The sequence below is a fragment of the Vreelandella subterranea genome, from assembly GCF_900111305.1.
GTDB classification, from domain to species: Bacteria; Pseudomonadota; Gammaproteobacteria; order Pseudomonadales; family Halomonadaceae; genus Vreelandella; species Vreelandella subterranea.
This window is the reverse complement of record NZ_FOGS01000006.1, coordinates 24921-50806: the sequence shown is the minus strand read 5'-3', so window position 1 is coordinate 50806 and position 25886 is coordinate 24921. Positions and strand designations below refer to the sequence as shown.

At 61.8% G+C, this 25886-nt stretch carries 27 protein-coding genes; 10 read left to right on the top strand and 17 right to left on the bottom strand.

Translation table 11 applies throughout. The features are described 5' to 3' along the window. The first annotated feature begins 21 nt into the window (after positions 1-21). A complete protein-coding gene (locus BMX75_RS09895; protein ID WP_092827520.1) occupies positions 22-735 on the top strand; it encodes an SIR2 family NAD-dependent protein deacylase in 714 nt (237 codons plus the stop codon). Here BMX75_RS09895 and bioA read toward each other — a convergent pair. Genes bioA through bioB form a run of 6 tightly spaced genes read right to left on the bottom strand, consistent with a single transcriptional unit; the run spans position 721 to position 6435 of the window. Next, positions 721-2004, bottom strand: coding sequence for an adenosylmethionine--8-amino-7-oxononanoate transaminase (gene bioA, locus BMX75_RS09890; protein ID WP_092827518.1), 1284 nt, complete (start codon positions 2002-2004; stop codon positions 721-723). The genes BMX75_RS09895 and bioA overlap by 15 nt on opposite strands. Continuing rightward, positions 2001-2708, bottom strand: coding sequence for a dethiobiotin synthase (gene bioD, locus BMX75_RS09885; RefSeq protein WP_092827516.1), 708 nt, complete (start codon positions 2706-2708; stop codon positions 2001-2003). Before bioD ends, bioA begins: the two co-directional genes overlap by 4 nt. Next, complete coding sequence (locus BMX75_RS09880) at positions 2705-3496, bottom strand: methyltransferase domain-containing protein (protein WP_092827514.1); 792 nt, start codon at positions 3494-3496, stop codon at positions 2705-2707. The genes bioD and BMX75_RS09880 overlap by 4 nt, the downstream gene beginning before the upstream one ends. Further along, a complete protein-coding gene (locus BMX75_RS09875; RefSeq protein WP_092827512.1) occupies positions 3493-4221 on the bottom strand; it encodes an alpha/beta fold hydrolase in 729 nt (242 codons plus the stop codon). Before BMX75_RS09875 ends, BMX75_RS09880 begins: the two co-directional genes overlap by 4 nt. Next, positions 4194-5360: an 8-amino-7-oxononanoate synthase gene (gene bioF, locus BMX75_RS09870; RefSeq protein ID WP_245748472.1), complete on the bottom strand. Its 1167-nt coding sequence runs from the start codon at positions 5358-5360 to the stop codon at positions 4194-4196. The genes BMX75_RS09875 and bioF overlap by 28 nt, the downstream gene beginning before the upstream one ends. After that, positions 5353-6435 carry a biotin synthase BioB gene (gene bioB, locus BMX75_RS09865; RefSeq protein WP_092827508.1) on the bottom strand — a complete coding sequence of 361 codons (1083 nt, stop codon included), beginning with the start codon at positions 6433-6435 and terminating at the stop codon, positions 5353-5355. The genes bioF and bioB overlap by 8 nt, the downstream gene beginning before the upstream one ends. A gap of 156 nt (positions 6436-6591) precedes the next feature. Between bioB and BMX75_RS09860 the strand changes: the two genes are divergently transcribed. From BMX75_RS09860 to BMX75_RS09850, 3 genes are all read left to right on the top strand, one after another. Continuing rightward, positions 6592-6897, top strand: a complete 306-nt coding sequence (locus BMX75_RS09860) for a nucleotidyltransferase family protein (RefSeq protein ID WP_092827506.1) — start codon at positions 6592-6594, stop codon at positions 6895-6897. Continuing rightward, positions 6894-7373 carry a hypothetical protein gene (locus BMX75_RS09855; protein WP_175474726.1) on the top strand — a complete coding sequence of 160 codons (480 nt, stop codon included), beginning with the start codon at positions 6894-6896 and terminating at the stop codon, positions 7371-7373. The genes BMX75_RS09860 and BMX75_RS09855 overlap by 4 nt, the downstream gene beginning before the upstream one ends. A 96-nt stretch (positions 7374-7469) precedes the next feature. After that, positions 7470-8240, top strand: a complete 771-nt coding sequence (locus BMX75_RS09850; RefSeq protein ID WP_092827504.1) for a tRNA-uridine aminocarboxypropyltransferase — start codon at positions 7470-7472, stop codon at positions 8238-8240. A 139-nt stretch (positions 8241-8379) separates the two neighbouring features. Here the strand turns inward: BMX75_RS09850 and BMX75_RS09845 are convergent, their stop codons facing one another. The 7 genes from BMX75_RS09845 to def all read right to left on the bottom strand — a co-directional run bounded on the left by BMX75_RS09845 (position 8380) and on the right by def (position 15811). After that, a complete protein-coding gene (locus BMX75_RS09845) occupies positions 8380-9624 on the bottom strand; it encodes a TraB/GumN family protein (protein ID WP_092827502.1) in 1245 nt (414 codons plus the stop codon). Positions 9625-9668: 44 nt separating this feature from the next. Next, entirely contained in the window at positions 9669-11117 is a 1449-nt protein-coding gene (locus BMX75_RS09840; RefSeq protein ID WP_092827500.1) for a TrkH family potassium uptake protein, read from the bottom strand. 49 nt (positions 11118-11166) lie between these two features. Then, positions 11167-12540 carry a Trk system potassium transporter TrkA gene (trkA, locus tag BMX75_RS09835; RefSeq protein ID WP_066321907.1) on the bottom strand — a complete coding sequence of 458 codons (1374 nt, stop codon included), beginning with the start codon at positions 12538-12540 and terminating at the stop codon, positions 11167-11169. Between the two features lie 125 nt (positions 12541-12665). Continuing rightward, a complete protein-coding gene (locus BMX75_RS09830; RefSeq protein ID WP_092827498.1) occupies positions 12666-12872 on the bottom strand; it encodes a dodecin in 207 nt (68 codons plus the stop codon). A gap of 51 nt (positions 12873-12923) precedes the next feature. Next, on the bottom strand, positions 12924-14258 hold the full coding sequence (gene rsmB, locus BMX75_RS09825) for a 16S rRNA (cytosine(967)-C(5))-methyltransferase RsmB (protein ID WP_092827496.1): 1335 nt from the start codon (positions 14256-14258) through the stop codon (positions 12924-12926). Beyond that, the gene (fmt, locus tag BMX75_RS09820) at positions 14255-15238 is read right to left on the bottom strand and encodes a methionyl-tRNA formyltransferase (RefSeq protein WP_092827494.1); all 984 of its coding nucleotides are present in this window, start codon (positions 15236-15238) and stop codon (positions 14255-14257) included. The genes rsmB and fmt overlap by 4 nt, the downstream gene beginning before the upstream one ends. Positions 15239-15298: 60 nt before the next feature. Then, a complete protein-coding gene (gene def, locus BMX75_RS09815; protein WP_066321902.1) occupies positions 15299-15811 on the bottom strand; it encodes a peptide deformylase in 513 nt (170 codons plus the stop codon). A 200-nt stretch (positions 15812-16011) separates the two neighbouring features. Between def and BMX75_RS09810 the strand changes: the two genes are divergently transcribed. The 5 genes from BMX75_RS09810 to aroE are packed head-to-tail and all read left to right on the top strand — an operon-like array spanning position 16012 to position 20598. Then, positions 16012-17061 carry a LysM peptidoglycan-binding domain-containing protein gene (locus BMX75_RS09810; RefSeq protein ID WP_092827795.1) on the top strand — a complete coding sequence of 350 codons (1050 nt, stop codon included), beginning with the start codon at positions 16012-16014 and terminating at the stop codon, positions 17059-17061. 42 nt (positions 17062-17103) lie between these two features. After that, positions 17104-18219: a DNA-processing protein DprA gene (gene dprA, locus BMX75_RS09805; protein WP_092827492.1), complete on the top strand. Its 1116-nt coding sequence runs from the start codon at positions 17104-17106 to the stop codon at positions 18217-18219. Positions 18220-18258: 39 nt separating this feature from the next. Next, on the top strand, positions 18259-18816 hold the full coding sequence (gene tsaC / locus BMX75_RS09800) for an L-threonylcarbamoyladenylate synthase type 1 TsaC (RefSeq protein ID WP_066321898.1): 558 nt from the start codon (positions 18259-18261) through the stop codon (positions 18814-18816). Positions 18817-18835: 19 nt separating this feature from the next. Beyond that, the gene (gene hemF / locus BMX75_RS09795; RefSeq protein ID WP_092827490.1) at positions 18836-19777 is read left to right on the top strand and encodes an oxygen-dependent coproporphyrinogen oxidase; all 942 of its coding nucleotides are present in this window, start codon (positions 18836-18838) and stop codon (positions 19775-19777) included. Beyond that, positions 19774-20598: a shikimate dehydrogenase gene (aroE, locus tag BMX75_RS09790; protein WP_092827488.1), complete on the top strand. Its 825-nt coding sequence runs from the start codon at positions 19774-19776 to the stop codon at positions 20596-20598. The genes hemF and aroE overlap by 4 nt, the downstream gene beginning before the upstream one ends. Positions 20599-20728: 130 nt before the next feature. Here the strand turns inward: aroE and BMX75_RS09785 are convergent, their stop codons facing one another. After that, positions 20729-21532, bottom strand: coding sequence for a M48 family metallopeptidase (locus BMX75_RS09785; RefSeq protein ID WP_092827486.1), 804 nt, complete (start codon positions 21530-21532; stop codon positions 20729-20731). Between the two features lie 98 nt (positions 21533-21630). On the opposite strand from BMX75_RS09785, the gene BMX75_RS09780 reads away from it, so the two are divergent. Next, positions 21631-22503 carry an ATP-binding protein gene (locus BMX75_RS09780; RefSeq protein ID WP_092827484.1) on the top strand — a complete coding sequence of 291 codons (873 nt, stop codon included), beginning with the start codon at positions 21631-21633 and terminating at the stop codon, positions 22501-22503. Here BMX75_RS09780 and BMX75_RS09775 read toward each other — a convergent pair. The 3 genes from BMX75_RS09775 to bamB all read right to left on the bottom strand — a co-directional run bounded on the left by BMX75_RS09775 (position 22500) and on the right by bamB (position 25836). Continuing rightward, the gene (locus tag BMX75_RS09775) at positions 22500-23114 is read right to left on the bottom strand and encodes a hypothetical protein (RefSeq protein ID WP_092827482.1); all 615 of its coding nucleotides are present in this window, start codon (positions 23112-23114) and stop codon (positions 22500-22502) included. The two genes, BMX75_RS09780 and BMX75_RS09775, sit on opposite strands and share 4 nt — an antisense overlap. Before the next feature lie 182 nt (positions 23115-23296). After that, on the bottom strand, positions 23297-24700 hold the full coding sequence (gene der, locus BMX75_RS09770) for a ribosome biogenesis GTPase Der (protein ID WP_066321888.1): 1404 nt from the start codon (positions 24698-24700) through the stop codon (positions 23297-23299). Further along, the gene (bamB, locus tag BMX75_RS09765; RefSeq protein WP_245748491.1) at positions 24697-25836 is read right to left on the bottom strand and encodes an outer membrane protein assembly factor BamB; all 1140 of its coding nucleotides are present in this window, start codon (positions 25834-25836) and stop codon (positions 24697-24699) included. Before bamB ends, der begins: the two co-directional genes overlap by 4 nt. Positions 25837-25886 lie beyond the last annotated feature (50 nt).

Below are 25886 nucleotides of genomic sequence, written 5' to 3'. Positions count from 1 at the left end.
GGCAATCACGACGAGGACACTATGGCAGACGCCCCACACTTGGTGGTATTCACCGGTTCAGGTATCAGCGTCGAGAGCGGGATAAAAACCTTTCGCGCCAGCGACGGCCTGTGGGAAGAGCACCCGGTAGAGGAGGTGGCGACGCCGGAAGGCTGGCGGCATGACCCCGAGCGGGTGCTTGGGTTTTATAATCAGCGCCGGGAACAGATTCGTCGCGCCAAGCCTAATGCCGCCCATAAAGCGCTGGCGGCGCTCGAGCAGGAGGGCTTCAAGGTCAGCGTGATTACCCAAAACATTGATGATCTCCACGAACGGGCGGGGTCGCGCCATGTCTTGCACCTGCACGGAGAAATCCTGAAGGCGCGTTCGTCGGTGGATCCCCGGCTGCGTTATCCGCTGCCCAAAGGTGGCATTGAGCTGGGCGATATCTGCGACAAGGGCAGCCAGTTACGCCCGGACGTTGTCTGGTTTGGCGAGTCGGTACCGCTGTTTGAAGACGCCTGTGAGATCGCAAGCCAAGCAGATTTTTTCCTGGTAGTGGGCACCTCGCTTGCCGTTATGCCTGCCGCGTCGCTGCTGTCCTACATTGAGATGGAGACGCCCTGTGCACTGGTCGACCCCGATGCGGATGCGTTAACCCCGCCGGGCGTGCTGGCGATTAACACCACCGCCGGTGAAGGCGTTCCGGCGTTGGTCAACCAGTGGCGCAAGCAGGGCAACCTAATGCTGCCTTGAGCTTTCCAAAAACCATGCCTTCATGACATCGGTTATCTGTACCATCTCCGTTTCAGAGGTAATGTAGGCGGGCATGGTGTAAAGCCAGCGGCCGATGGGGCGCAGCCAGACGCCGCGTTCGCGGGCGAAGCCTGCAACGCCTTTCAGTGCTTCAGCGGAGTGGGCTTCGATCACCGCCGTGGCGCCGAGTATCCGGACGTCGGCCACCGCCGGGTGCGCGTTGAGCGCAGCATCTTCCAGCAGCTCGCGGCGCAGCCATTGGTTGAGCGTGGCGATCTTGCCAAGGTAGCTCTCTTCCTCGAACACCCGCAGGCTTTCCAGGGCCACGCGACAGGCCAGCGGGTTGCCCATGAACGTCGGCCCGTGCATGAAGGCGTGGTGCTCGCTGTCGCCGATAAAGGCGTCGTGCACACGGTTTGTAGCAAGCGTCGCGGCGTGGCCAAGATAACCGCCGGTCAAGCCTTTGGAGAGCACCATGATATCCGGCGTGACGTCTGCGTGGTCGGCGGCAAACAGCTTGCCGGTGCGGCCGAAGCCGGTGGCCACTTCATCAAAGATCAGCAGTACCCCAAATTCATCACATAGGGCTCGGGCGCCGCGCAGGTAGTCCGGCGAGGTCATGTTGAGCCCGCCAGCGGCTTGCAGCAGCGGCTCCATCAGCAGCGCGGCGATCTCATCATGGTGGCGCTCAAGCACCTCACGCAGGGCGCTCAGGTCGTGTTCCACCTGCTCGGGAGTGGCGTCATAAGGGGCGGTGGGTGCCGGGGTAAAATGGTGTTTGGGTAGCAGCCCCGTAAACAGGCCGTGCATGCCTTCTTCAGGGTCGCACACCGCCATGCAGCCAGTGGTGTCGCCGTGATAAGCCTTCATCAGCGAGAGCATCCTGCGCTTGCCGGGATTGCCGGTGAGCACTTGGTACTGCAAGGCCATTTTCATCGCCACTTCCATGCCCACCGAACCGCTGTCCGAGTAGAACACGTGATTCAGCCCGGCGGGGGTGATACGCACCAATTCACGGGCTAACTGATCCGCGGGCTCATGGGTTAAGCCACCGAGCATCACATGGCAAAGCTCACCGGCCTGCTCGCGGATGGCCGCCACCAGGCGCGGGTGGCCGTAGCCGTGAATCATGCACCACCAGGAGCAGGTGGCATCCAGCAGGCGTTCACCGCTCTCGAGTGCAAAGTGAGCGCCGTCCCCCCCCACCACCTTGGGCGCCGGCGTTTGATGTTTGAGATCGGCATAGGGGTGCCAGACAGGCGAGGTCATAGAGTCTCCAGCGGGCGTAACGGCGGCAGGGAAAGGAATGGCTGTGCAGTTTCAGGCGAAGGCTGTTCGAGATGCGGGATAACGCCCAGGCAGGGGGCCGGTAAGGTTCGCTTGAGTACGTCAAGGTTGTCAGCAAAGCGGGCCGACTCAGCGGCAAAGGCCGGGTCGACCACGCTGCCCACCCAGCCTGCAAGCGTCAGGCCGTCGGCGGCAATGGCTTCGGCGCTGAGTCTGGCATGGTTGAGGCAGCCCAGCTTCAGGCCGACCACCAGAATCACCGGTAGGCCCATGGCGCAAGGAATGTCGCAAAAATCTTCGCGGTCGTTGAGTGGTACCCGCCAGCCGCCCGCGCCTTCGATCAGGCTCAAGTCCCGCGGCGTTTGCGCAAGGGTCGCGCCAACCGTTGTCACAATATCGCAGAGGTTAAGCGCTTGGCCTGCCTCGCTTGCGGCTAAGTGCGGCGCAATGGCGGGCGCAAACGCCCAGGGGTTGACCGTTGCGTAACTGACCGGCGGCATGCTTTGTACCTGCAGCGCCAGGGCATCACTGTTGCGCAGGCCTTCGGGGGTGACGCGGCTGCCCGAGGCGACGGGCTTCAAGCCCAGCGTGGTGAGTCCCTGCGCACTGGCAGTCGCTAACAGGGTGCTGGTAACCAGGGTTTTGCCCGCATCGGTATCAGTGCCGGTAACGAAGTAGGCGCTCATGACGGTTTTTCCAGTTGCAGGGTAAAACACAGGTAGCTCACCGGCAGGCCCTGGGGCTCTCGCAGCGTTTCAAAACGCTCGCGGGCAGCCTTCAGCTCGCGGCGGGTCAGACGCCGGGCATGGGGCCTTGAGACCTGTGCACCGACGCCCTTGATGGAGGCCATCACGGCGTTCAGGTCGGGGTAGTGGAACCTGCGCCGCTCGACCTGCTGATGAATAGGCGTCAGGCCGCTTTGATCAATGGCGCGCGCCAGCTCATTCTGTTCGGGCGTTTGCAATAACGCCTCGGGGCGTTGCCAGGCATGGGCGACTTCGGCCAGCGTTCCGGGCAGTAGTGTCATGAGATGGGCCTGGCCGCCGGGTGCAAGCACCCGCTGGAGTTCGTTCATCACCGCGCCGGTATCGCGGCACCACTGAATCGCCAGGTTGGAAAACGCCAGATCAAAGGAGTCTGCGGCAAAGGGGAGCGCTTCGGCGTTGCCCAGCTGCCAACGAATATGGTTGCCGTAGCGGGCCTGGGCTTCAGCCAGCATGCCGGGCGCAATATCCAGCCCTGTGACGTGAGCATGGGGGTAGCGCGCGGCAAGCCGCTGGGTCCAGTAACCGGTGCCGCAGCCCATATCCAACAGGCTCGACCCAGCGGTATCAGGCAAGGTGGCCCAAAGCGTTTCGCCGATATGTCGCTGGGCGTTGGCCAGGGCATCGTAGCGCGGGGCCGCGCGGGAAAACGCATGCGCGACGCTGGCCTGCCAGTTTGTCGGGGGCGGCGAGATAGCGGTCGTGCTCATGGTTGCTCCTCGACGGCAAGAAACGCCTGCGCCGCGAGGGCGTCAGCCAGTTGAACGGGTTGGGAGAGCATCGGGCAATGCCCGGCTTTCGCCAGCGTTTCTGCCTCGTTCCGGACCGACGTGCCGACCAGCGGGTCGTGCTCGCCGATCAAACGCTTCACCGGGCAGGGGGCATTGCGTAGTCGTTGGCTGTTATCGATGGTGGCCAGCCAGTCAAGCCCCTGGGCGAGCGTGCTGCGGTTAGCGCTGGGGGTATCACCCTGAAGCGCCCGCAGCTGTCGGTGGGCCTGGCGGGCGTTGGGTTCGCCTTGCGTTTGCCAGCGTAAAAAGTGCCGCCAGGTGGCGTGAGGGTCACGGGCAAAGGCGTGCCGAAAACTGGCAAGCTCTGACGAGGTGACGCCATCATCACTGTAAAACCGTTCACCCACACCGAGCAGTATCAAGCCACGCGGTAGAGGGAGGTGATCAAGTAGCGCTGTGGCCAGTAGTCCGCCCAATGACCAGCCGACCCAAATGGCGTCGCTGGGCAGTTGTCTGGCCATGGTGCTGGCCAACTGATCCAGTGTGGCGTTGTCGGGTAGGGCTGGCGCATCGCCGTAGCCCGGCCAGTCCACGGCATGGGCTTCGACAGAGGCGGGCCAGCTGCCCTCGAGTGGCTGCCAGATGCGTTGATCAATGCCCCAGCCCGAGAGGAGAACTAAGCGTTGTGAGGATGGGCGTGGCATCTTGCCTCCTCTTGCTGACAGAGCTTTAAACCTGCCAGTAGTCGATCAATGTCGCAGCGGGTATGGCGGGCGCTCAGCGTGATGCGCAGGCGTGCCTCACCCTTGGCAACCGTGGGCGGGCGAATTGCGCCGACCTGCAAGCCATGCTTGGCAAGCGTTGCCGACCAGCTCAGGGTACGGGCTTCGCTGCCCAATAGCAGTGGCTGAATCGGGGTCGTCGACGTGCTCAGCGGTAGCCCCAACTGCAACGCCTCGCGGCAGAAGTAAGCGATGTTGGCGTTGAGGTGGTCGCGGTGTTCGGGTTCACCCTGAACGATTTCCAGCGCTTGTAGGGTAGCGGCAGCAATACTCGGCGGCTGGGCGGTGGTGTACACATAGCTGCGGGCAAACTGGGTGATATGCTCGATCAGCGCGGCATCCCCGGCGACAAAGGCGCCGGCGGTGCCGAGCGCTTTGCCCAGGGTGCCGACCAGGACGGGGACTTCAGCGCTGCCCCAAAGAGTGCCCACGCAGCCGCTGCCATCATCGCCCAGCACGCCGACGCCATGGGCATCGTCGATCATCAGCCAGGCGCGGTGCTGCTGGCTCACCTCGGCCAGCGTGGCAATATCCGCCACATCGCCATCCATGCTGAACACGCCGTCGCTGACCACGAGCTTGTGCGGACACTCACTGCGGGTGAGCAGGCGGTTCAGGTCGTGGGCGTCGCGGTGATGAAAGCGCCGCGAGCGGGCGCCGCTGAGCGTGGCGCCATCCAGCAGTGAGGCATGGTTGAGGCGGTCTTGAAATATCGCCGTGTCGGCGTTGGCTAACGCCTGCAACACACCGAGGTTGGCCATATAACCGGTAGAAAACAGCAGGGCGCGTTCCCGCCCCGTCCAGCGTGCCAAGGCGTTTTCCAGGGCCTCGTGAACCGCCAAATGACCGCTGACCAGGTGCGATGCACCGGCACCCGCCCCGTAACGGCGCGCCCCTTCCGCCTGGGCCTCACACACCCTTGGGTCCTGGGCCAGGCCCAGGTAGTCGTTACCGGCAAAGTCGAGCGTACCCGCTGCCACGATTCGCCGGGTGCGCCAGCGTCGGGTCTGCTGGCGGTTTAAACGGGCCTCGGCCAAACGCTGACGCCACGCATCAGACACTGGCGTCGACCGCAAGCTCGGCCACGCGTTCTGCGCGGGCATGTTGTTCGGCCTGCTGTGCCAGGCGTTGGGCGTGAATCGCGTCATCTTCGCAGGTTTCCCGGCGCTCCGGATGAAGGCCGAGCTTGGCGAAGAGCGCGCGGTCAAGGTCAGCCTGGGGATTGCCGGTGGTAAGCAGTTTGTCGCCATAGAAGATCGAGTTGGCACCCGCCAGGAAGGCCAGCGACTGGGTGGATTCGCTCATTTGCTCGCGACCGGCGGAGAGCCGGACGTGGCTTTGGGGCATCATGATGCGCGCCACGGCAATGGCGCGGATAAATTCGATAGGGTCCAGGTCTTCGACGTCTTCCAGCGGCGTGCCGGGTACCTTGACCAGCATATTGATCGGTACCGATTCCGGGTGCGGTGACAACTTGGCCAGTTGCTGCAGCAGCGCACTGCGGTCCTGAGCCTCTTCGCCCATGCCGAGAATGCCGCCGGAGCAGACTTTCATGCCCGCCTCGCGCACGGTGGCCAGGGTATCCAGCCGGTCGCTAAAGGTGCGGGTGGTGATGATCTCGCCGTAATAGTCGGGCGAGGTGTCCAGGTTATGGTTGTAGTAATCGAGTCCCGCCGTGGCCAGGCGGCTAGCCTGATCACTATCGACCATGCCCAGTGTCATGCAGGTTTCCAGGCCCAGGGCTTTGACCTGGCGGACCATCTCTTCCACCAGCACCAGATCCTTATCCCGCGGGCTGCGCCACGCCGCGCCCATACAAAAACGGCTGGCGCCTGCTGCTTTCGCTGCCTTGGCCTGTTCGACGACTTTTTCAACTTCCAGCAGCTTCTCTTTTTCTAGCTGGGTGTTGTAGTGGCCGGACTGGGGGCAGTACTTGCAGTCTTCCGGGCAGGCGCCGGTCTTGATCGACAGCAGGGTCGAAATCTGCACCGCGTTGGCGTCAAAATGCGCGCGGTGCACCTGCTGGGCTTGGAACAGCAGGTCATTGAAGGGCAGCGCAAACAGCGCGTTGATCTCGTCCAGCGTCCAGTCGTGGCGAGGGGCGGCAGTCTGGGTATTGGCAGCAGTGGCGGTCACGGGTAAACCTATATTCTTTTGAAAGTTGACGAGACTTTATCGGCGTTGCGCTTTGGGTGTCAACGTTGGAAGGTGTTTAGGTTTACGGAGGTGACGAGGAAATGTGCTAGCCTTTACGAGATTAGGGTGTTGAAGAAGTAGGCAAGGAGAGCGGCTATGCGTTTGAGCGACTATCAGCGCCAAAAAATCGTCCAGTCAGTAAAAAACTGCTTTGGCGCCCAGGCGCGTGTAAAGCTGTTCGGTTCCCGTACCGATGATGGTCGCCGTGGTGGTGATATCGACCTGCTGATCACCACCGACATGCAAGACGTTAACGATATTGTACGAGCCGAAATGCGCTGCCAGGTACAGTTGCAGCAAGCGCTTGGCGAACAAAAAATCGATATGTTGATCGATTATCCAGGTCGAGGTAATTATCCCGCTATCTTCCGCATCGCCGAACAATCCGGTATTGCGTTATGACTCAAGACATTGTGCAACAGCGTTTACTTGATGCCTGGCGCGAGTGTCAGCGTCATCGGCATTTCATTGACTATGCGTTGTCGTCTTTGCAAACGTCGCTACCCATTACCGGCGAGCGCCTTACCCGACTAAGTGATGCGGAGATCCAGAGTCTGGATCAATTCGTACTTCGGTTTGGTAAATTGCAGGACGCTATCGGTGCGCGATTGCTCCCTTCTGTGCTGCTGTATTTACAAGAGCCATATGAGGATCGCCCCATGCTGGATAAGCTACACCGTCTGGAAAAGCTGGGCTACATCGAAGACAGTGAGCAATGGCAAGCACTTAGAATACTGCGAAATCGCTTCGCCCATGAATATCCGGATGATCCCGATAAAAATGCGGCGATCTTGACGCTGGCGATTGACTCAGTAGCGCGTCTGACGTCTATCCTGGAACGGATTGACCAAAAGCTTGCGCTTTCTTCTATTTCATAATTTGTCCTACTAGAAATGATCTCGTGGCTAAGCGCCTAGCTGATCAGCGCTACCCTGCTTTATACTCGGCGCCTCTTGCCAATCGTGGGAGCGCAGATGTCAGTCTCTGAGTCCGGTACGCACAATGCCGATGCCGTCAGCCCAAACGTCGAGAGAGATCCGGTGACGGGGCATCCGCGTCCGCCCCGGCGGGAATTCAAGGCGCGGGGCAGTTTTGTCAGACGCTGTGAGGGCTGCAACCTGCCCGAGCTCAATTGCCTGTGCCCCTATCAGGTCAAGGCCGAAAGCCATGCCCAGGTGTGGCTGCTGACCCATCCCCTGGAGCACTATAAGCCAACCAATACGGGGCGCCTGATCGGCGACGTGTTGTCGCAAACCCAGGTGTTTACCTGGTACCGCACCGCGCCCGATGAGCAACTATTGGCGCTGCTGGACGACCCGCGCTACGCGCCCTTTGTGATATTTCCCGATGATCAGCCCGACTACACCGACCGTGTGGTGTCGTTGGCGGCGGTGAGTGACGCAAAACAAAGCGGCAGGATTCCAGTGTATATTCTGCTGGATGGCACCTGGCGCCAGGCGCGGCGAATCTTCCGTAAAAGCCCCTACCTTGATGAGCTGCCGGTGCTGCCGCTGCGCACCGAGCGGGAGACCCGCTACCGGCTGCGCAAACCGGCCTCCAGAGCGCATCTTTGCACCGCCGAAGTGGCCATCGAGCTGTTGCGCCAGGGCGGAGATACCTCTGCTGCGGCAGTGCTGGATGATTACTTTGAGGTGTTCAACGACAGCTACGCGGCGAGCCGGTCATATCACAAGATCGACCCGCCGACAGCGGCGATGCAGCGCTTGGCAGCCTGTCGGACGTAACACTGATCTACTGCGAAACTCGGTATTTTGGCCAACTTTATTCGATCGATTTCGTTAAATAGCGTGCTATTCGCCTCAATCGATCAATTTGGCTCAAAATCCGTGCTTCTCGCGACGATCGGTCAAGCCCGACAGGCTGCTAGCCGCCAAACAGCGTACCGGCGATTCTGAAACCGGCCACCCAAGTACCCACTGCGGAACCGAGCGTGGCGAGAATAAAGACCAGTAGCGTGCGTGACACCCGGTTTTTCCACCAGCCTTTCAGGTTCACCACATCGTTGCGCAGGGTGGCAAAGTCGCGCACCTTGGGCTTGCGCATGTAAAGCTCGACCCCGGCGGCCACAAACCCGGCGCCAATCGTCGGGTTAAGCGACGTCAGCGGCGCGGCGAAGAAGGTGGCAATCACGGTGACCGGGTGCGCCAGAGCGGCGATGGTGGCCCCGGCAGACAAAACCCCGTTGATCAAAAACCACTCGGTGACCAGCTGCCAGCCCAGGTCGCTGTTGCGCGAGAAGCCAATGGCAAAACCGGCCAGTACCAGTGCGGTGATCAGCCAGGGAACCAGTTTCCAGATTTTGGACGGCGGCGGCGTGGCTTCCAGGGTGGCGATTTCCTCCCTGGGGTTGGCGGGCAGCGGCGCTTCAAGGTGATCGGCGGTACCCTTCAAATGACCGGCGCCCAGCACCACCAGCACGTTGCGGTACCCCCCTGAGGGCGTTTCTTCGGCAAGGCGCAGCGCCATGTAGCGGTCGCGCTCGCGGATCAGCGGGTTATAAAGCGCTTCCGACTGGGCGGCGAATTCGCTGAACGTAGCTTCCAGCATATCGCCTTCCTTGAGCTTCTCGATATCTTCTTTCGAGACGTCTTCCCGGGACAGCACGCTGCCGATCAGGCCGGTAAACAGCGAGAAGCGCTGCCACCAGGGAACATTGCGGTAAATGCGCCTGAGCGTGATACCGACGTCACGGTCGACCAGCAGCAGCGGTAGCTGTTTGGCCTTGCAGGCTTCGACCGCGGCTCGCATTTCAGCCCCGGGCTGAATGCCCGACTGGTCGGCAATACGTTGTTGAAACGCGCCCAGGGCAAGGCTGGCAGCGACCATGCCGGCCTTGCCTTGTTTGAATATCTGGAACAGGTCCTGCTCCCCCATGGCATCAGGGTTCGCCATGCTGTGATGCCGCGCGTCGCATAGCTCGATGGCAACGGCGTCAAAGCGGCCGGTGTCAATCAACTGGCGCACGTCGTTGGCGCTTTCTTCCGAGACGTGCGCAGTGCCTAGCAGCGTGTAGTGGGTATCGCCTACCGTAATAACCTTGATCGGGCCGCTTGTAGCGGGCAGTGCGTCGCTATCGGACGCTGTCAGTGTCACATCTTCCTGGGTCATGAAAACGTCTCAACTCAACAAATAAATAGGCCGCGCCGGTCGGGTCAACGCCGCCAGAAAGCAGGTGTGAACAGCACCAGCACGGTGAAAATCTCCAGGCGGCCAAGCAGCATGGCCACCACCAGAATCCATTTGGCCACTTCCGGCACATCGCCGTAGTGGCTGCTGGCTTCGCCGAGCGCCGGGCCCAGGTTGTTCAAGGCTGAGCCCACGGTCGACCAGGCGGTGACCTGGTCGACGCCCGTGGCCATCACCCCCACCAGCATCAGGAAGAACAGCAGCACATAGACCGAGAAGAATCCCCAGACTGCCTGGGCGATGCTGTCTGGAACGCTCACCTTGCCCACCTTGACGGCGATGACCGCGTTGGGGTGAATCAGGCGCATGATCTCGCGCATGCCCTGTTTCATGATCAGTATGATGCGGATGACTTTCATGCCCCCGCCGGTCGAACCCGAACAGCCACCCACGAACGCGGCCATGAACAGCAGGAAGGGCAGGGCGCCGGGCCACATGGAAAAGTCCGCCACGCCAAACCCGGCCGTGGTCGCCACCGAGACTACCTGGAAAACCCCGTGGCGCAGCCCGCGCAGGGTGTCGTAGGTATCGGTGAACCAGAGTGAGAGCACGGTGACCACAGACAGCCCGGCAAGAAACAGCATCAGAAAGCGGGCTTCCGGATCCTGAAAGTAGTGCGTCAGGCGTTTTTCACGCCAGGCGATAAAGTGCAGGCTGAAACTGAACGCTGAAATCAGCATAAAGCCGACGCAGATCATTTCGATCGCGGCGCTGTCAAAATAGCCGATACTGGCGTCGTGGGTGGAAAAGCCGCCAATGGCCACCGTCGAAAAGCTGTGCCCCAGGGCGTCGAACCAGCTCATGCCCGCCGCCATATAGGCCAGCATACAGGCCACCGTCAAGGTGGCGTAGATATACCAAAGCGCCTTGGCGGTCTCGGTGATGCGCGGGGTCAGCTTGGAGTCTTTCAAAGGCCCTGGGATTTCCGTGCGGTAAAGCGCCATGCCGCCAACGCCGAGTGTGGGCAGAATCGCCACGGCCAGGACCACGATCCCCATGCCGCCCAGCCATTGGAGCTGCTGGCGGTAGTAGAGAATCGATTCGGGCAGAAAGTCGATCCCCGTTATGACCGTCGCGCCCGTGGTGGTCAGCCCGGAGAAAGACTCGAAGACCGCATCGGTCAAACCCAGCGCCTCATCGCCAAACAGCATCAAGGGCAGCGAGCCGAACAGGGCCAGCACGGTCCAGAACATGGCGGCGATAATAAAGCCATCGCGCACGCGCAGCTCTTTTTGTGCGCGACGGTTGGGTAAGTAGAAGCACAGCCCCGTCGCCACGGTAATGGCCATGGCCATCATAAAGGCGTCCCACACGCCGTCGCGAAACCACGCGGAGATCAGCATGGGGGGGAGCATGGTGAGGCTGAAGAGCATCAACAGCAGCCCCAGGATGCGCAGAATAACCCTTAGGCTCATGGCTGTTCTAGGCTCCCCTGGTCAATAAGTTGCGCGCCGAATTTAAGCATCAGAAGAACGTCAGCCCTACCTGGAACAAGCGCTCCACGTCACGGATGCGCCGCTTGTCGATAACGAACAGGATCACGTGGTCACCGCTTTCGATGACGATGTGGTCGTGGGCGATCATGACCTCTTTGCCGCGCACGATCGCGCCAATGGTGGTGCCCTCGGGCAGGTCGATCTCGCGAATGGTGCGCCCGACCACTCTGGACGACTGCTTGTCGCCATGGGCGATGGCCTCGATGGCCTCGGCGGCGCCCCGGCGCAGCGAGTGGACGTTGACGATATCGCCACGCCGCACATGGGTCAGCAGGCTGCCGATGGTTGCCTGCTGGGGGGAAATGGCAATATCGATCTCGCCGCCCTGGACCAGGTCCACATAGGCGGCATTGTTGATCAGTGTCAGCACCTTTTTGGCGCCCATCCGCTTGGCCAGCAGCGACGACATGATATTGACCTCGTCGTCATTGGTTAGCGCGCAGAAAATATCGCAGTCCTCGATGTTCTCTTCTTCCAGCAGCCGTTTGCTGGTGGCGCTGCCGTGGAGCACCACGGTGCGGTCGAGCCGCTCGGAGAGCGTGGTGCAACGTTCCAGACTGTGCTCGATGATCTTGACCTGGTGGCTGTGCTCCAGGTGCTCGGCCAGGCGCTCGCCGATGTTGCCGCCCCCGGCGATCACCACCCGCCGGAAATCCCGTTCGACCCGGCGCAGTTCGCTCATTACCGCGCGAATATCGCGCCGCGCCGCCAGGAAGAAGACTTCGTCGTCGGCTTCGATGACCGTATCGCCGCGGGGGATGATCGGCCGGTTGCGGCGGTAGATCGCCGCCACCCGGGTGTCCACATTGGGCATGTGGCGGCGCAGAAAGGCCAGGTCCTGGCCCACCAGCGGGCCGCCGTAGAAGGCTTTTACCGCCACCAACTGGACGAGGCCACCGGCAAACTCCAGCACCTGCAGCGCGCCAGGATGCTCGATCAGACGGCGCACGTGGTCGGTGACCACCTGCTCGGGGCTGATCAGCACGTCGATGGGAATCGCTTCGTGGGCGAACAGCCCCTTGCGGGTCAGGTAGGCCGTCGCCCGCACCCGGGCGATCTTGGTCGGGGTGCGGAACAGGGTATGCGCCACCTGGCAGGCGATCATGTTGATCTCGTCGCTGCTGGTGACGGCAATCAGCATGTCGGCGTCTTCACAGCCTGCCTGACGCAGCACAATGGGGTAGGAACCCGCGCCGGTCACCGTGCGGATATCGAGCTTGGTATGCAGCTCGCGCAGCTTTTTGGCATCGGTATCGATGACGGTGATGTCGTTTTCCTCACGGGCAAGGTGCTCCGCGAGGGTGCCGCCGACCTGGCCGGCGCCGAGAATGATGATTTTCATTGCTGAGCATCGGTTCCGTTGAGAGCGCCAGCGATGCCTCGTGAACTGCGTGAGGCGGCCTATCGTGCGCTGCAATAAAGACGGCGGCCAGTGTAAACCAGCCGCCGCCGAAAAGCAGGTGGGGATTATTCCAGGGTAAAGCCAACCTTGACCGTGACCTGCCAGTGTGCGACCCGACCGTCCTCGATGTGGCCGCGGGTGTCGGTCACTTCCAGCCAGCGCATATGCTTGATGGTTTCAGACGCCTTGGCGAGTGCGTTCTGCACGGCGTCTTCAATGCTTTTTTCGGAAGAACCGGTTAGCTCGATGTGCTTATAGGTGTGATGACTCATGGTCTCTCCATCCGTGTCATGAATTCACTGCCTGTCATGACGAAAAATGCGTCAGGCAGCCTGCTTCTCCAGTCTGGCATAAAAAAAGCCATCGTGACCGCCGTCTTCGGGAAACAGTTGGCGGCCGGGGCCACTTGGCATGCCCCAGGCAACGTCATCCGGCGTGGTGACCTGTGCATCGGGTGTGCGGGCCAAGAAGGCCTCCACTTGATCGACATTCTCTTCAGGCAGCACCGAACAGGTGGCGTAAAGCAGCGTGCCGCCCGGTCGTAATAGCGGCCAGAGATTATCCAGCAGTTGGCGCTGCAATGCGGCCAGCTTGCGGATATCGTCGGGGCGACGCAGCTTCTTGATATCCGGATGACGGCGAATGACGCCCGTGCCGGAGCAGGGGGCGTCAAGCAGGATGGCGTCAAAAGGCGTGCCGCTCCACCAGTCGCGCTGGGTGGCGTCGGCGTGTTGTAGCTCGGCCGTCAGACCCAGGCGGTGGAGTGCGTCGTCAACCCTCGCCAGGCGCATATTGTCGCTGTCCACGGCGGTCAGGGAGATATCAAACTGTTCCAGCAGGTGAGCGGTTTTCCCGCCAGGGGCACAGCATGCGTCCAGCACACGAGCCCCAGGGCGCGGGGCAAGGGCAGGCCCGAGCAGCGCAGCGCTGAGTTGGGCGGCTTCATCCTGAACGCTGACGAGACCTTTCTCAAAGCCAGGCAAGGTGGTGACGTCGCAGGGCTGGTCGAGGGTAATACCGTCGGGAGCGTGGACACATAACTGGCCGCTCAAGCCGTTGCTATCCAGCAGGGACAGGTAGGTTTCGCGGTCGTGGTGGCGCTGATTGACCCGCAGCGTCATTGGACCAGGCTGGTTGTTGGCGTTGGCAATGGCCTGCCACTGTTCAGGCCATGCTTGACGAAGCGCCTTTAACAACCAGGCGGGATGCTCGAGCGCCACGTTGGCATCGCGGTCGACGATTGCCTGAAGTTCGTCGGATTCCCGCTGCAAGCGACGCAGGCAGCCGTTCAGAACCCGCGTGGCCCAGGTTTTGCCGAGTAGACGCGCCGCGCCCGCGGTCTCGCCGACCGCCGCATGAGCGGGAATACGCATATAGAGGAGCTGGTAAATGCCCACCAGCAGCAGCGCCTGGATATCGCTGTCACGCTTCTTGAACGGCTGCTTGAGCAACTGGTCGGCCAGCGCTTCCAGGCGTGGCAGGCGGCGGCAGGTGCCGTAGCACAGTTCTTTGAGCAGGCTGCGGTCCCGCGCAATCACGCTGTGCTCATCCAGCGTGGCCAGCGACCCCTGGTCGGTCAGCACCGGTACCAGCCCGCGTGCCGCGGCAGCGCGCACTTCCTGGCCGCTGCCTGCCTTGGGCGAACGTGGCTGATTCATGAGGAGGCTCCTGAGTGGGTATTTTGCCCCAGGCGCGTGCCCGGGATGAGGCGTGTCTGGCGGGCGTTGAGCAGCTCGCGGGCTGGCAGCGCCTTGCCCCCGGGAAGTTGGGCGCGGCTGACGCAAAGGACCTGGCGGCCTTCGGCGCCACAGGCGATTCGTAAGTGATCCTCGCCGTGTTCGAGCAGCATGCCGGGTGCCGTCGGCGGCTGTTCGCCCGGCTCGACACTTGCCTTCAACAGGCGCAGGCGGTCGTCATCCAGGGCGCACCAGGCAACCGGCCAGGGGTTGAAGGCGTGAATGGTGCGTACCAGCTGCTCGGCAGGCTGGCTGAAATCCAGCTCGGCCTCGGCCTTGGTGAGCTTGGCGGCGTAGGTGACGCCGTCTGCTGGTTGGGGCGACGCTGTGATGCGTCCCGTCTCCAGCTTGTCCAGCACCTGAACCAGCGCATTGGCCCCTTGAAGGGCCAGCCGGTCGTGCAGGTCGCCACCGGTGGTCTGATCGGTGATCGGCGTACGCACCTCAAACAGCATGTCGCCGGTATCCAGGCCGGCATCCATTTGCATGATGGTCACGCCGGAAACGCTGTCACCGGCTTCAATGGCGCGCTGGATCGGTGCGGCACCGCGCCAGCGGGGTAGCAGCGAGGCGTGAACGTTGAGGCAGCCCAGACGCGGGATGTCCAGCACGGCCTGAGGCAACAGTAGCCCGTAGGCCACCACCACCATGACGTCGGCATCGAGCGCATCAAGCGTCGCCTGGGCATCGGACGCTTTCAGGCTTTCAGGCTGATAAACCGGCAGCCCATGCTCGAGCGCCAGGCGCTTGACAGGGCTTGGGGTGAGCTTGCGCCCGCGCCCGGCGGGACGGTCGGGCTGGGTATAGGCGGCGACCACCTGATGCTGGCTTTCCAGCAGGGCGGCCAGACTTGAAGCAGCGAATTCCGGGGTACCCGCAAAAACAACGCGCAATGATGACATGGACACAGGGACCTGGCGGCAAAGGGAGACGTAACGGTAATCTTGATCAGTGCGACGCGGTCAGGCGCCCTGCATCTGCTTGTGGCGCTTTTCCATTTTCTTGCGAATCCGGTCACGCTTGAGGGACGACAGATAGTCGACAAACAGCACACCCTCCAGGTGGTCGTACTCGTGCTGAATACAGTGCGCCAGCAGACCGTCGGCTTCAAGTGTGTAGGGCTCACCGTTGCGGTCCAGCGCCTTCAGCTCCACTTTCAGATAGCGTGGCACTTCAGCGTAGTGCTCCGGGATCGACAGGCAGCCTTCGGACAGCGGCTCTTTCTCGTCGCCAATGGGCGTATAGCTGGGGTTGATAAGTACCAGCGGCTGGGAGTTGTCGTCGCTGACATCCATCACCACCACCCGGCGGTGAACGTCCACCTGGGTCGCGGCCAGGCCGATCCCTTGGGCGTCGTACATGGTTTCCAGCATGTCATCGACGAGCTTGCGCACTTCATCGTCGACGCTTTGAACTGCTTTGGCCTTGGTGCGCAGGCGCTCATCGGGGAATTCGAGAATGGCGAGTTTGGCCATGGCGTTGCTACCACCGTTATGCTGAACTGAGTAATCGCTTGAGCAGTGCGTCAATGGGGTCGCATGCCCAAGTGCTTTATTTATGACCTGAGTACTTTATGATCGACCACTATATCATGCTGTCAATGTTCCGGGCATGCCTGCCCGGTGGCGCAGCGCGAATCACCCGCGTAATCGCAGGTAAAAAAACAGGGGGCAGGATGGGGGCTGGACAACGCAGGCGATATGGCGCGGGCGCTTGGTTCATCGGCGCACTGACGGTATTGATGTCACTGGATGCGGGCGCCTGGGAGCGCGTTCGCGACTCGGCACCCGAGCGCTACACGGTGGCAGAGGGCGACACCCTCTGGGACATTGCGGGCCGGTTCTTGCATGCGCCCTGGCAGTGGCCTGAGCTTTGGCAGACCAATCCTGCTATCCGCAATCCACACCTTATTTACCCCGGCGATATACTCAACTTAAGCGATTGCCAGGGCGATCCCTGCCTGTCCCTTTCACGGGAGCAGCGGGTAGTGACACTCTCCCCCAAGATGCGCACCGTCCCCCGCCGCGAAGCGATACCCCCCATCGACGCGGGTATTATCCGGCCGTTCTTGCGTGATCATCGTATCAAGGAGGGGGACCCCGCCGCCGACACCATGGCTTATGTCGTGGCCGGTCACCAGGGACGCTTGATCAGCGGGGCGGGGGATTCGCTGTATGTGCGCGGGCAGGTGCCAAGGCAAGCGGACGTGGGCATTTATCGGCCCGCCGACACCTATACGACTAACGATGGCACGCTCCTGGGTACCGAACTGATCAAGATCGGCGAGGCCCGCTACCTGCGCGCCGAAGAGGATATCGCCCAGTTGAAAGTGCTGAGTGCCGCCCAGGAAATACGCAACAACGACCTTGTCCTGCCGCTGGAAACCTCGCGACTGGATGACGACATGGTGCCCCGTGCACCGCGCAATGCGCTGTCGGGGACACTGATCGGCGTGCCGGGCGGGGTACGCTTTATCGGTCGCCTGCAGGTGGTAACGATCGATTTGGGCACGCTGGATGGCGTGCAAGCCGGGCATGTCTTCCAGATTGCACAGCAGGGTGAGGTGGTCAGTGACCCGCGTAACCAGGCGTCGATCACGCTACCCAGTGAAGCCGCTGGCACCTTGATGGTCTTCAGCCCCTATGATCGCGTTAGCTATGCGCTGGTGATGGAGGCTTCCCGAGTGGTGGAGGTTGGCGATCTTGTAAGGACACCGCCGCGCTAGATGAGTTGGGTCAATCGTCGATAGATTGAATAAGGAGAGGTAATGGATACCAGGGAGTGGTTGGTGGTCAATGCACTGCCAGGGGTGGGGCCCCAGCGAATCGCTGAGCTGGTGGCGCAACAACCCCAATGGCCACAGGGGTGGCTGGCGGGGTTGCCCAGCAAGGCAGCCAGTGCGCTGCGGTTGTGGTGCGAGCACCCCGCAAAGAGCCCCTTGCAGCGTGAGGTCGAGGCGAGCCTGACCTGGCAGTCCAGTGCGCCGGGACGCACGCTTTTGCACCGCGACCACCCGGCATGGCCAAGGCTACTCAATCAACTACCTGATCCGCCAGCGGTCCTCTGGGCACAGGGCGACCTGGGCGCCCTTGAACGACCGACGCTTGCCATGGTGGGCACGCGTCGGCCGACATCGGAAGGCACGCATAATGCGCAAACCTTCGCCCGGGAATTGGCCAGGCGAGGCTGGAGTATTGTCAGCGGCATGGCGTTAGGGATTGACGGGGTGGCCCAGCAAGCCGCCCTGGACGCGGGCGGCAGCAGCGTGGCGGTATTGGGCTGCGGGATTGACGTGATTTATCCCGCCCGCCATCGTGCGCTATATCAACAGCTCAGCGATGCACCGGGAGGACTGGTACTGGCCGAGCACCCGCCGGGCACCACCGCACACCCCGCCTTCTTCCCGCGCCGGAACCGAATCGTGACCGGTTTATCGCTGGGTACACTGGTGGTGGAGGCAGCCGAGAAAAGCGGCTCACTGGTCAGCGCCCGCCTGGCCATGGAGCAGGGCCGCGATGTGTTTGCCCTGCCCAGTTCGTTGCACAATCAGCAGGCACGTGGCTGCCTACAGCTGCTGCGCCAGGGGGCGGCCATGGCCTGCGATCCCGAGGACATCGTCAACGAGCTGCAGCATTGGGCGCGGGAATTTCTACCCGCCTCCATGGAAGAGACCTCTACCCATCGGTCGGCAACTGACGCCGCAGCCGAACCGCTGCCCGATGCGCTGCTCGGCTTGCTGAGCGCCTCGCCCACGCCGATTGACGCCCTGGTGCAACAAAGCGGCTGCTCGGTGAGTGACTGCCAGCAGCGCCTGCTGATGCTGGAAATCGAGGGCTGGGTCGCATCCCGGGCGGGTGGTTGGGTGCGGTTACCCCGGCCATGATAAGATAATGTTTCCTTTACCATAACGGGTGGAGACTTCATGACGACAGCGGCTGAACTGGATAAAGCAGTTCGCGCATTGCGCAACGGCGGGGTTATTGCCTGCCCAACGGAAGCGGTGTGGGGATTAAGCTGCGATCCCGACAACGACGAAGCGCTGGCGCAGTTAATGCGCTTAAAGGCCCGCGATCCAGCCAAGGGCGTGATTCTGGTGGCAGCCTCGATTGGCCAGTTTCAGCCGTGGCTCACACAGTTGCCGCTGGCCCTGCATGCGCCGTTGATTGCCAGTTGGCCGGGGCCGAATACCTGGCTGGTGCCGGATAACGGCCGCAGTCACGGCCTGGTCCGCGGTGCGCACAGTAAAGTGGCGCTGCGGGTCACTGACCACCCGCTGATGCAGGCGCTCTGCGAAGCCTTTGGTGGCCCGCTGGTGTCGACTTCTGCCAACGTGGCCGGCGACCCTCCGGCGACCAGTGCGGATGACGTCAGGGCGGTGTTTGGCGACCAACTGGCGGCCATCATCGACGGCGAGCTGGGCGGTAACGAACGGCCCAGCAAGATTCGCGATCTCGTCAGCGGCAGCGTGATACGCAGTTAACCGATCATCAGGAGACGACGTGGCGCACGAACATCTGGATACCGTCAAGAACTACCTGCTGGACCTGCAGGAACGCCTTTGCGAGGGGCTGGCAAGCGCTGACGGACAGGCAAGCTTCAGGCAGGACGAATGGGACCGTGAAGAAGGCGGCGGTGGCCGCTCACGGGTGATCGAAAATGGCGGCGTGTTTGAAAAAGGCGGCGTCAATTTCTCCCATGTGTTCGGCACCCAGTTGCCGCCCTCCGCCACGGCCGCACGGCCGGAGCTTGCCGGGCGCAGTTTTCACGCGGTCGGGGTTTCCTGGGTACTGCATCCGGAAAATCCCCATGTGCCCACCAGCCATGGCAACGTACGCTTCTTTATCGCCGAAAAAGAGGGCGAGCCGCCAGTCTGGTGGTTTGGTGGCGGCTATGACCTAACGCCCTTCTACCCGGTGTTCGACGATGTGGTGCACTGGCACAAGGTAGCCAGCGCGGCCTGCGCGCCCTTTGGCGACGACGTTTACGCGCGTTACAAGGCCTGGTGCGACGAGTACTTCTATCTCAAGCACCGTGAGGAAACCCGGGGAGTGGGCGGCTTGTTCTTCGATGATCTCAACGACGGCAGTTTTGAAGACTGCTTCGCTTTTCAACGCGCCGTCGGTGACAGCTTTCTGGAGGCCTACCTGCCGATTGTCGAGCGACGCCGTGGCGATGCCTGGAATGAGCGGCAGCGTCAATTCCAGCTTTATCGACGCGGCCGCTATGTCGAGTTCAACCTGGTATGGGATAGAGGGACGCTGTTTGGCCTGCAAAGCGGCGGGCGTACCGAGTCCATTCTGATGTCGATGCCGCCCCTGGCCCGCTGGGAATATGCGTTCACGCCGGAGAACGATAGCCCCGAGGCGCAGCTCAATGCGTATCTTGTGCCCCGCGACTGGCTCGGCGAAGCCGCCGCAACGCGTGGCGAGGAGGTTCTATGACCGATCGTTACGCCGTCTTCGGCAATCCCGTTGGCCATTCCAAATCGCCCATGATTCACGCCGACTTTGCCGGTCAAACCGGGCAGGACATCGACTACACCGCCATAGAACCGCCAATAGGCGAGCTGGCGGCAGCGTGGCAGGCGTTTTGCGCCGAGGGTGGGCGAGGTGCCAACGTGACCGTGCCATTCAAGGCGGATGCTTTCGAGCTGTGTGATACGCTGAGCCACCGTGCCCGACGGGCGGGGGCGGTGAATACGCTGATTCTGGGCGGTAATGGCCGCACCTACGGGGATACCACCGATGGCGTTGGCCTGGTACGCGATCTGGCTTATCACCGTGTGGCGCTGGCTGGAAAGCGTGTCTTGATAGTCGGTGCGGGGGGCGCCGTGCGCGGTATTCTGGAACCCCTGCTGGGCGAGCAGCCCAGCGAAGTGGTCGTGGTCAATCGCACGGCGGAAAAAGCCCGGCAGCTGGGCGAGGATTTTGCCGACTTGGGGACGATCAAGGGCGGCGGTTTCGACAGCCTGGACGGTAAGTTCGACGTGGTCATCAATGGCACCAGTGCCAGCCTCTCGGGCGACCTGCCGCCGTTGCCCGATGACCTCTTTGCCAACGGCGCCTGGGCCTACGACATGATGTACGGTGTCGAGCCGACGGTGTTTTTAACGTGGGCCGGGCCCCGCGGGGCGAAGCTGCTGGATGGGCTGGGCATGCTGGTCGAGCAGGCGGCAGAATCGTTTTACCTCTGGCGCAACCAGCGCCCTGATACAGCGCCGGTTCGGGCGCGGCTGCGCCAGTCGCTGAACTATGGCAGCTGAACGACGGCTAGCTGAACTAGGACTGGCTGACCTGTGCTAGCGGAATATGGCTAAGTAACGACTTTTCGCGTTCACCCACGGGAGTAACCCCGATGAGCCGCCGCTGCCGGAAGGCAGCGGCGGTGGTTCGTTACGGGCGTGGGCAGTTGGGCGTGCGCCCGCTGTTGCGCGCCTGTTCAAAGATGGCCATGGCACCGCTCATGTTCGCTTGCAGCCCCTCAATCCGCTGCCCCTGGCTTGGGTGGGTCGACATCCATACCGGCGGTGCGCCGCCGCCCGATGCCTGCTGCATGTTTTGCCAAAGGGCGATGCTCTCGCGGGGATCAAACCCGGCCCGGGCCATCAGATCCAGGCCAATGGTATCCGCTTCGCTTTCATGACGCCGCGAGAAGGGCAGCATGATGCCGTATTGCGCCCCCATGCCGAGAACGCCCATCAGCTGCTCACCACCTGCGCCTTGAAGGCCGGAAGCGCTGGAAATGACGGAAAGCCCCAACTGGGTGGCGCTTTGAGTCGAGGCCCGCTCATTGGAGTGCTTGGCGAGCACATGGCCGATTTCGTGGGCGACCACCGACGCCACCTGATCCTGATTGGTGGCGATATCCAGCATGCCGGTATGTAAGCCCATGTAGCCGCCGGGCAGGGCAAAGGCGTTGGGTTCTTCAGCCTCGAAGACACGGATTTGCCAATCCAGCTGCTGCTGGTCCTGCGGGAGTTCCGCGACAATGGCATCGGCAATGCACTGAGCGTAGCGTTGACTCGCCTGATCGGCGCTGGGCAATTCCTGCTGATACTGGTTGAAAGCCTGGCTACCCATGTTGTTGAGTTCGTTGTCGGATAACAACAACAGCTGTGAGCGCCCGGTAGGCGAGGTCGAACAGGCCGCAACCGCAACGCATAGGGCCGTAATGGCAAGAGGGCGAAACCAGCGCATGGCGTATTTCCTTTTGTGAAAGTGAATTCCTTGCCCCAAGATAACGGCTGTACAGGGTAAATCAATCCTCATGCGAATAATTCACCAAGAGAGTCGTTATGGATGCCGAATTAAGCCAGCGTTTAACCCGTTTACTCGATCGACTGGATCATTGGTTACCACCTGCGGCCGAACCGGTTAACTGGCAGACGGAAGTCGCCGCACTGTGGCAGCGTCACCCACTGGGCGGGCGTCTGGTGGCGGTGCCGCCAAGGGACGCGTTAACGCTGGACGACCTGCTGGGCATTGAGCGGCAAAAGCAGGCGCTGGTGGATAATACCCGGGCGTTTTTACAAGGCTTGCCTGCCAACCACGCGCTACTGTGGGGCGCGCGAGGCAGCGGCAAGTCGTCGGTGGTACGCGCGCTGCTTAACGCACTGGCAGGTGAGGGGCTACGCCTGGTTCAGATTGACCGCCATGAACTCGCCAGCTTGCCGGTACTGGTCGAACAGCTGCGTCATCAGCCACAACGTTTCGTCGTGTACTGTGACGACCTCTCTTTCGAGGGCAACGACGATGCCTACAAGGCGCTCAAGAGCGTACTCGATGGGGCGCTCACCGGCCCGCCGGAAAACGTATTGCTGTATGCCACCTCGAACCGTCGTCATTTGCTGCCCGAATCGATGGACGACAACAGCGGCTCGCAGCTGGTAGGTGAGGAATTGCACCATGGCGATGCGGTGGAAGAGAAAATCTCGCTGTCGGACCGCTTTGGGCTATGGCTCAGCTTTCATCCCTTTAACCAGGCAACCTATCTGGACGTGTGCGCTCATTGGGTCGCGCGGGTGAGCAGCGAGAACGTCAGTTGGGATGATGAGGCGCGTGCCGAAGCGCTGCGCTTTGCGACCCTGCGAGGCGGGCGCAGCGGCCGCACCGCCTGGCAGTTTGCGGCCCACTGGGTAGGCCGCAAAGGGTTGGCTGACGGCACTTAGCCTTGTGGTACCAACTGCCCATCGGCGCCCACGTTGAGGCGAATGGTGGGTGTCAGCAAACCAGCAGGAAGCCGCATGCCTAAACCGCGCAGATCCCCTGGCGTGATGGCCAGTTGACTGCCGGGCGGTAGCTCTCCCTGGGTGGCCAACTGGCTGGCAAGCTCCAGCATGGGCGCCATGCGTTGGGTGTCGGTGGCGAGGACATCAAAGGCAACCGGCAGGCGTAAATTGGCATCGTCGCCAGAGGTTAGCGTGACGTCCTGCTCATAGTTTCCCTGTACAGGATCAACGCCAGGCATGTCGAGCATCCAGCGAAAGCCCGACATCTCCACCGGGGGCATGCCCGCAGGCAGGCCCAGCCCCATGGCAATGGTCGCCTGAACGGGCAGGCTACCGGCGCCAAGGCTGGAAGCGATCAGGCTGGTTAAATCGCTTGTGTCCAGGCCTGCATTGATACGGTAAGGACCAATGCGAACATCCTCGACCCCCAGTGAGGTGACCGCCAAACGAAAGGCAAACAGGCCGGTTTGGGGCAGGGCGAGACAGCCCGTGAGCAGGCTGGCCAGGCCAAAAACGGTCAGCCAACGCCAGCGGCGCATGATGCGGGTCATAGCAGTCCCTTTTGAGAAAGTGCCAACGTTAAATGAAGGTGGGGCTGAAAGCGCCGCTATTTGAGGCCCAGGACGACGTTCTGTCAAGCGAAATTGTTACCTTTCGGACACCAAAAAACGCCTGCGGGTTTTGCCTCGCAGGCGTTAGTCAGTGAGCAGCTTCCTGACGGGCGGGAAAACGCTCAACGACGGCTTTTGCGTGCCTCTTTGGTACGGTTGAGCTCGCGCTTTTTGGCTTTTTCCTTGTCGCTGGCGCCTGCCATGTGATCGAAGGGATTGTTGCCGGAGCGAAACTCGAAGCGCATGGGCGTGCCGCGCACTTTCAACACCTTGCGGAAGGTGTTCGTCAGGTAGCGGCGGTAGGCGTCCGGCAGTGCCTCGGTCTGATTGCCGTGAACGACGATGATCGGTGGATTGCTGCCGCCCTGGTGGGCCATGCGCAGCTTGATGCGTCGTCCGTGAATCATCGGTGGCGGGTGCTGGCTGACGGCATCCTGAAGCAGCGTGGTCAGGCGATTGGTGGACCAGTGGGCGTTGGCGGCATTGAAGGCACGTTCGATCGACGGATAGAGATCGCCTACCGCCGTGCCGTGCAGCGCCGAGATAAAGTGCATCTCGGCATAGTCGGCAAAGCCCAGGCGGCGCTTGATCTCGTTACGCATCTTGTCCTTGGCTTCGCTTTCCAGTCCGTCCCATTTATTGACGGCCAGCACCAGGGCACGGCCGGAGGTAAGCACGTAATCGAGCAGGTGCAGGTCCTGCTCGACCAGCCCACTGCGCGCATCCAGCACCATTACCGCCACATGGCATTCCTTAATGGCGTCCAGGGTCTTGATGATGGAAAACTTTTCGGCCACTTCACTGACGTTCTTGCGTCGCCGGACCCCGGCGGTATCAACCAGTACATAAGGCTTGCCGCGGCGCTCGAAAGGAATCTCGATGGCGTCACGCGTGGTACCGGCTTCATCGAAGACGACCACACGCTCTTCGCCCAGCAGGCGGTTGACCAGGGTCGATTTTCCCACATTGGGCCGCCCGATCACGCCGATACGAATGCCCTTGGTGCCGGTGTCGGCGGGTATGTCGGCATCGCGTTCGGGGAAGGGCTCGAGCACCGTATCCATCAGGGTCGAGACGTTGCGACCGTGAGCCGCCGCAATCGGCCATGGGTCACCCAGGCCAAGCGACCAGAAATCGCCCATGGCCGAGTGCTCTTCCAACCCATCGGTCTTGTTGACCACCAGCCAGGTTTTCTTCTGGTTGACCCGCAGGTGATTGGCAATGGCCTCATCGGCCATGTTCAACCCGGCCCGCGCATCGACCATGAACAGCACGATATCCGCTTCGTCGATGGCGGCCAGCGATTGCTCCGCCATGGCCGCATCGATGCCTTGTTCGTCGCCGCTGATGCCGCCGGTATCGATCACCGTATAGGCTTTATTGCCCAGCATGCCGTTGCCATACTTGCGATCACGGGTCAGGCCAGGAAAGTCGGCGACCAGCGCATCCCGCGAGCGGGTAAGGCGGTTAAACAGCGTCGACTTGCCCACGTTAGGGCGGCCAACTAGCGCAATCACAGGTGTCATGGAGAGACTTCCAGCGTTTCAAAATGTCCGTCATTGGCCAGCACGTGAATCACGTCGCCTTCAGTAACCGCCGGGACGCTAATGCCCGAGCTGTCGACCCGGGTGCGACCCACCAGGTCACCTTCGCGGGCGTCGATCAGGTGCACATAGCCTTCAAAGTCACCCATCACCAAACGCCCGTCGGCGAAGGCGGGGGCCGTCAGCCAGCGATCTTCCAGGGCATCGTTCCGCCAGACTTCCTGGCCGTTGTTGCTATCAAGCGCCACGACATGGCTGTTGTCGGTAACCACGAACAGCAGATCACCCACCAGTAAGGGCGTGTGGCGGCTGGAGAGCTCGCGCTCCCAAATGATGCTGCCACGGGTTGCCTCCAGTGCCGCTACCTGGCCGTTATAGCTGGTCACGAACAGGCGGCCTTCCCGACTGAGAATCGGCTGGCCCGCAAGGTCGACAAGGCGCTCGACTTCGCTCCGACCTTGCGGCGTGGCGATTTGCATATCCCACAATGGCTGGCCGTTGCGATTGTCGATCGTCGTCAACCGACCGTTGGCCAGGCCGACAAAGCTGACCGGCTCGATCACCAGAGGCGTGCCGGTGCCACGCAGCGTCAGTGATGGCAGTGAACTGGAAAATACCCAGCGCTCGTCACCGCTTGCGCGGTCAAGGGCGGTCACCCGGCCGTCGATGCTTTGCACGACCAACAGTTCCGGGTTGGCCTGGGGGGCTGCCAGCACTTCGCTTGAGACCCTAGAGCGCCAGTTAACGCTGCCGTCGCTCTGGTTCAGAGAAATGACTTCGCCGTTGCGCGTGCCCAGATATACCTGACCGGCAATCGCGGTCAGGGCACTGGAGATGGGCGTGTCCAGGTCGACTTCCCAGCGCTCCTGGCCGTTGTCAGCGGCAAACGACATCACCACGCCCTGCGCGTCGGCGGCGAAGACGTTATCGCCTTCGCGCGCTGGCGCAATGGGGTAACGCGCGCGGCCAAGGCCGTCGCCTACGTCCTGTTGCCAGCGGGTTTCAAGGCTTGAGCTTGCTTCGAAGCTTTGAAGTTCTTTGGGCGTGTAAGCGGGTTCGCTTTTGCTCGCGCAGCCAGCCAGCAGGGCCAGTGCAGCGGCGCCCAGGGCCGCACGCATGACGGGGGTTGAAAAAGTGCGTTTCGAGAATGCAGGTGTTGAAAACATTG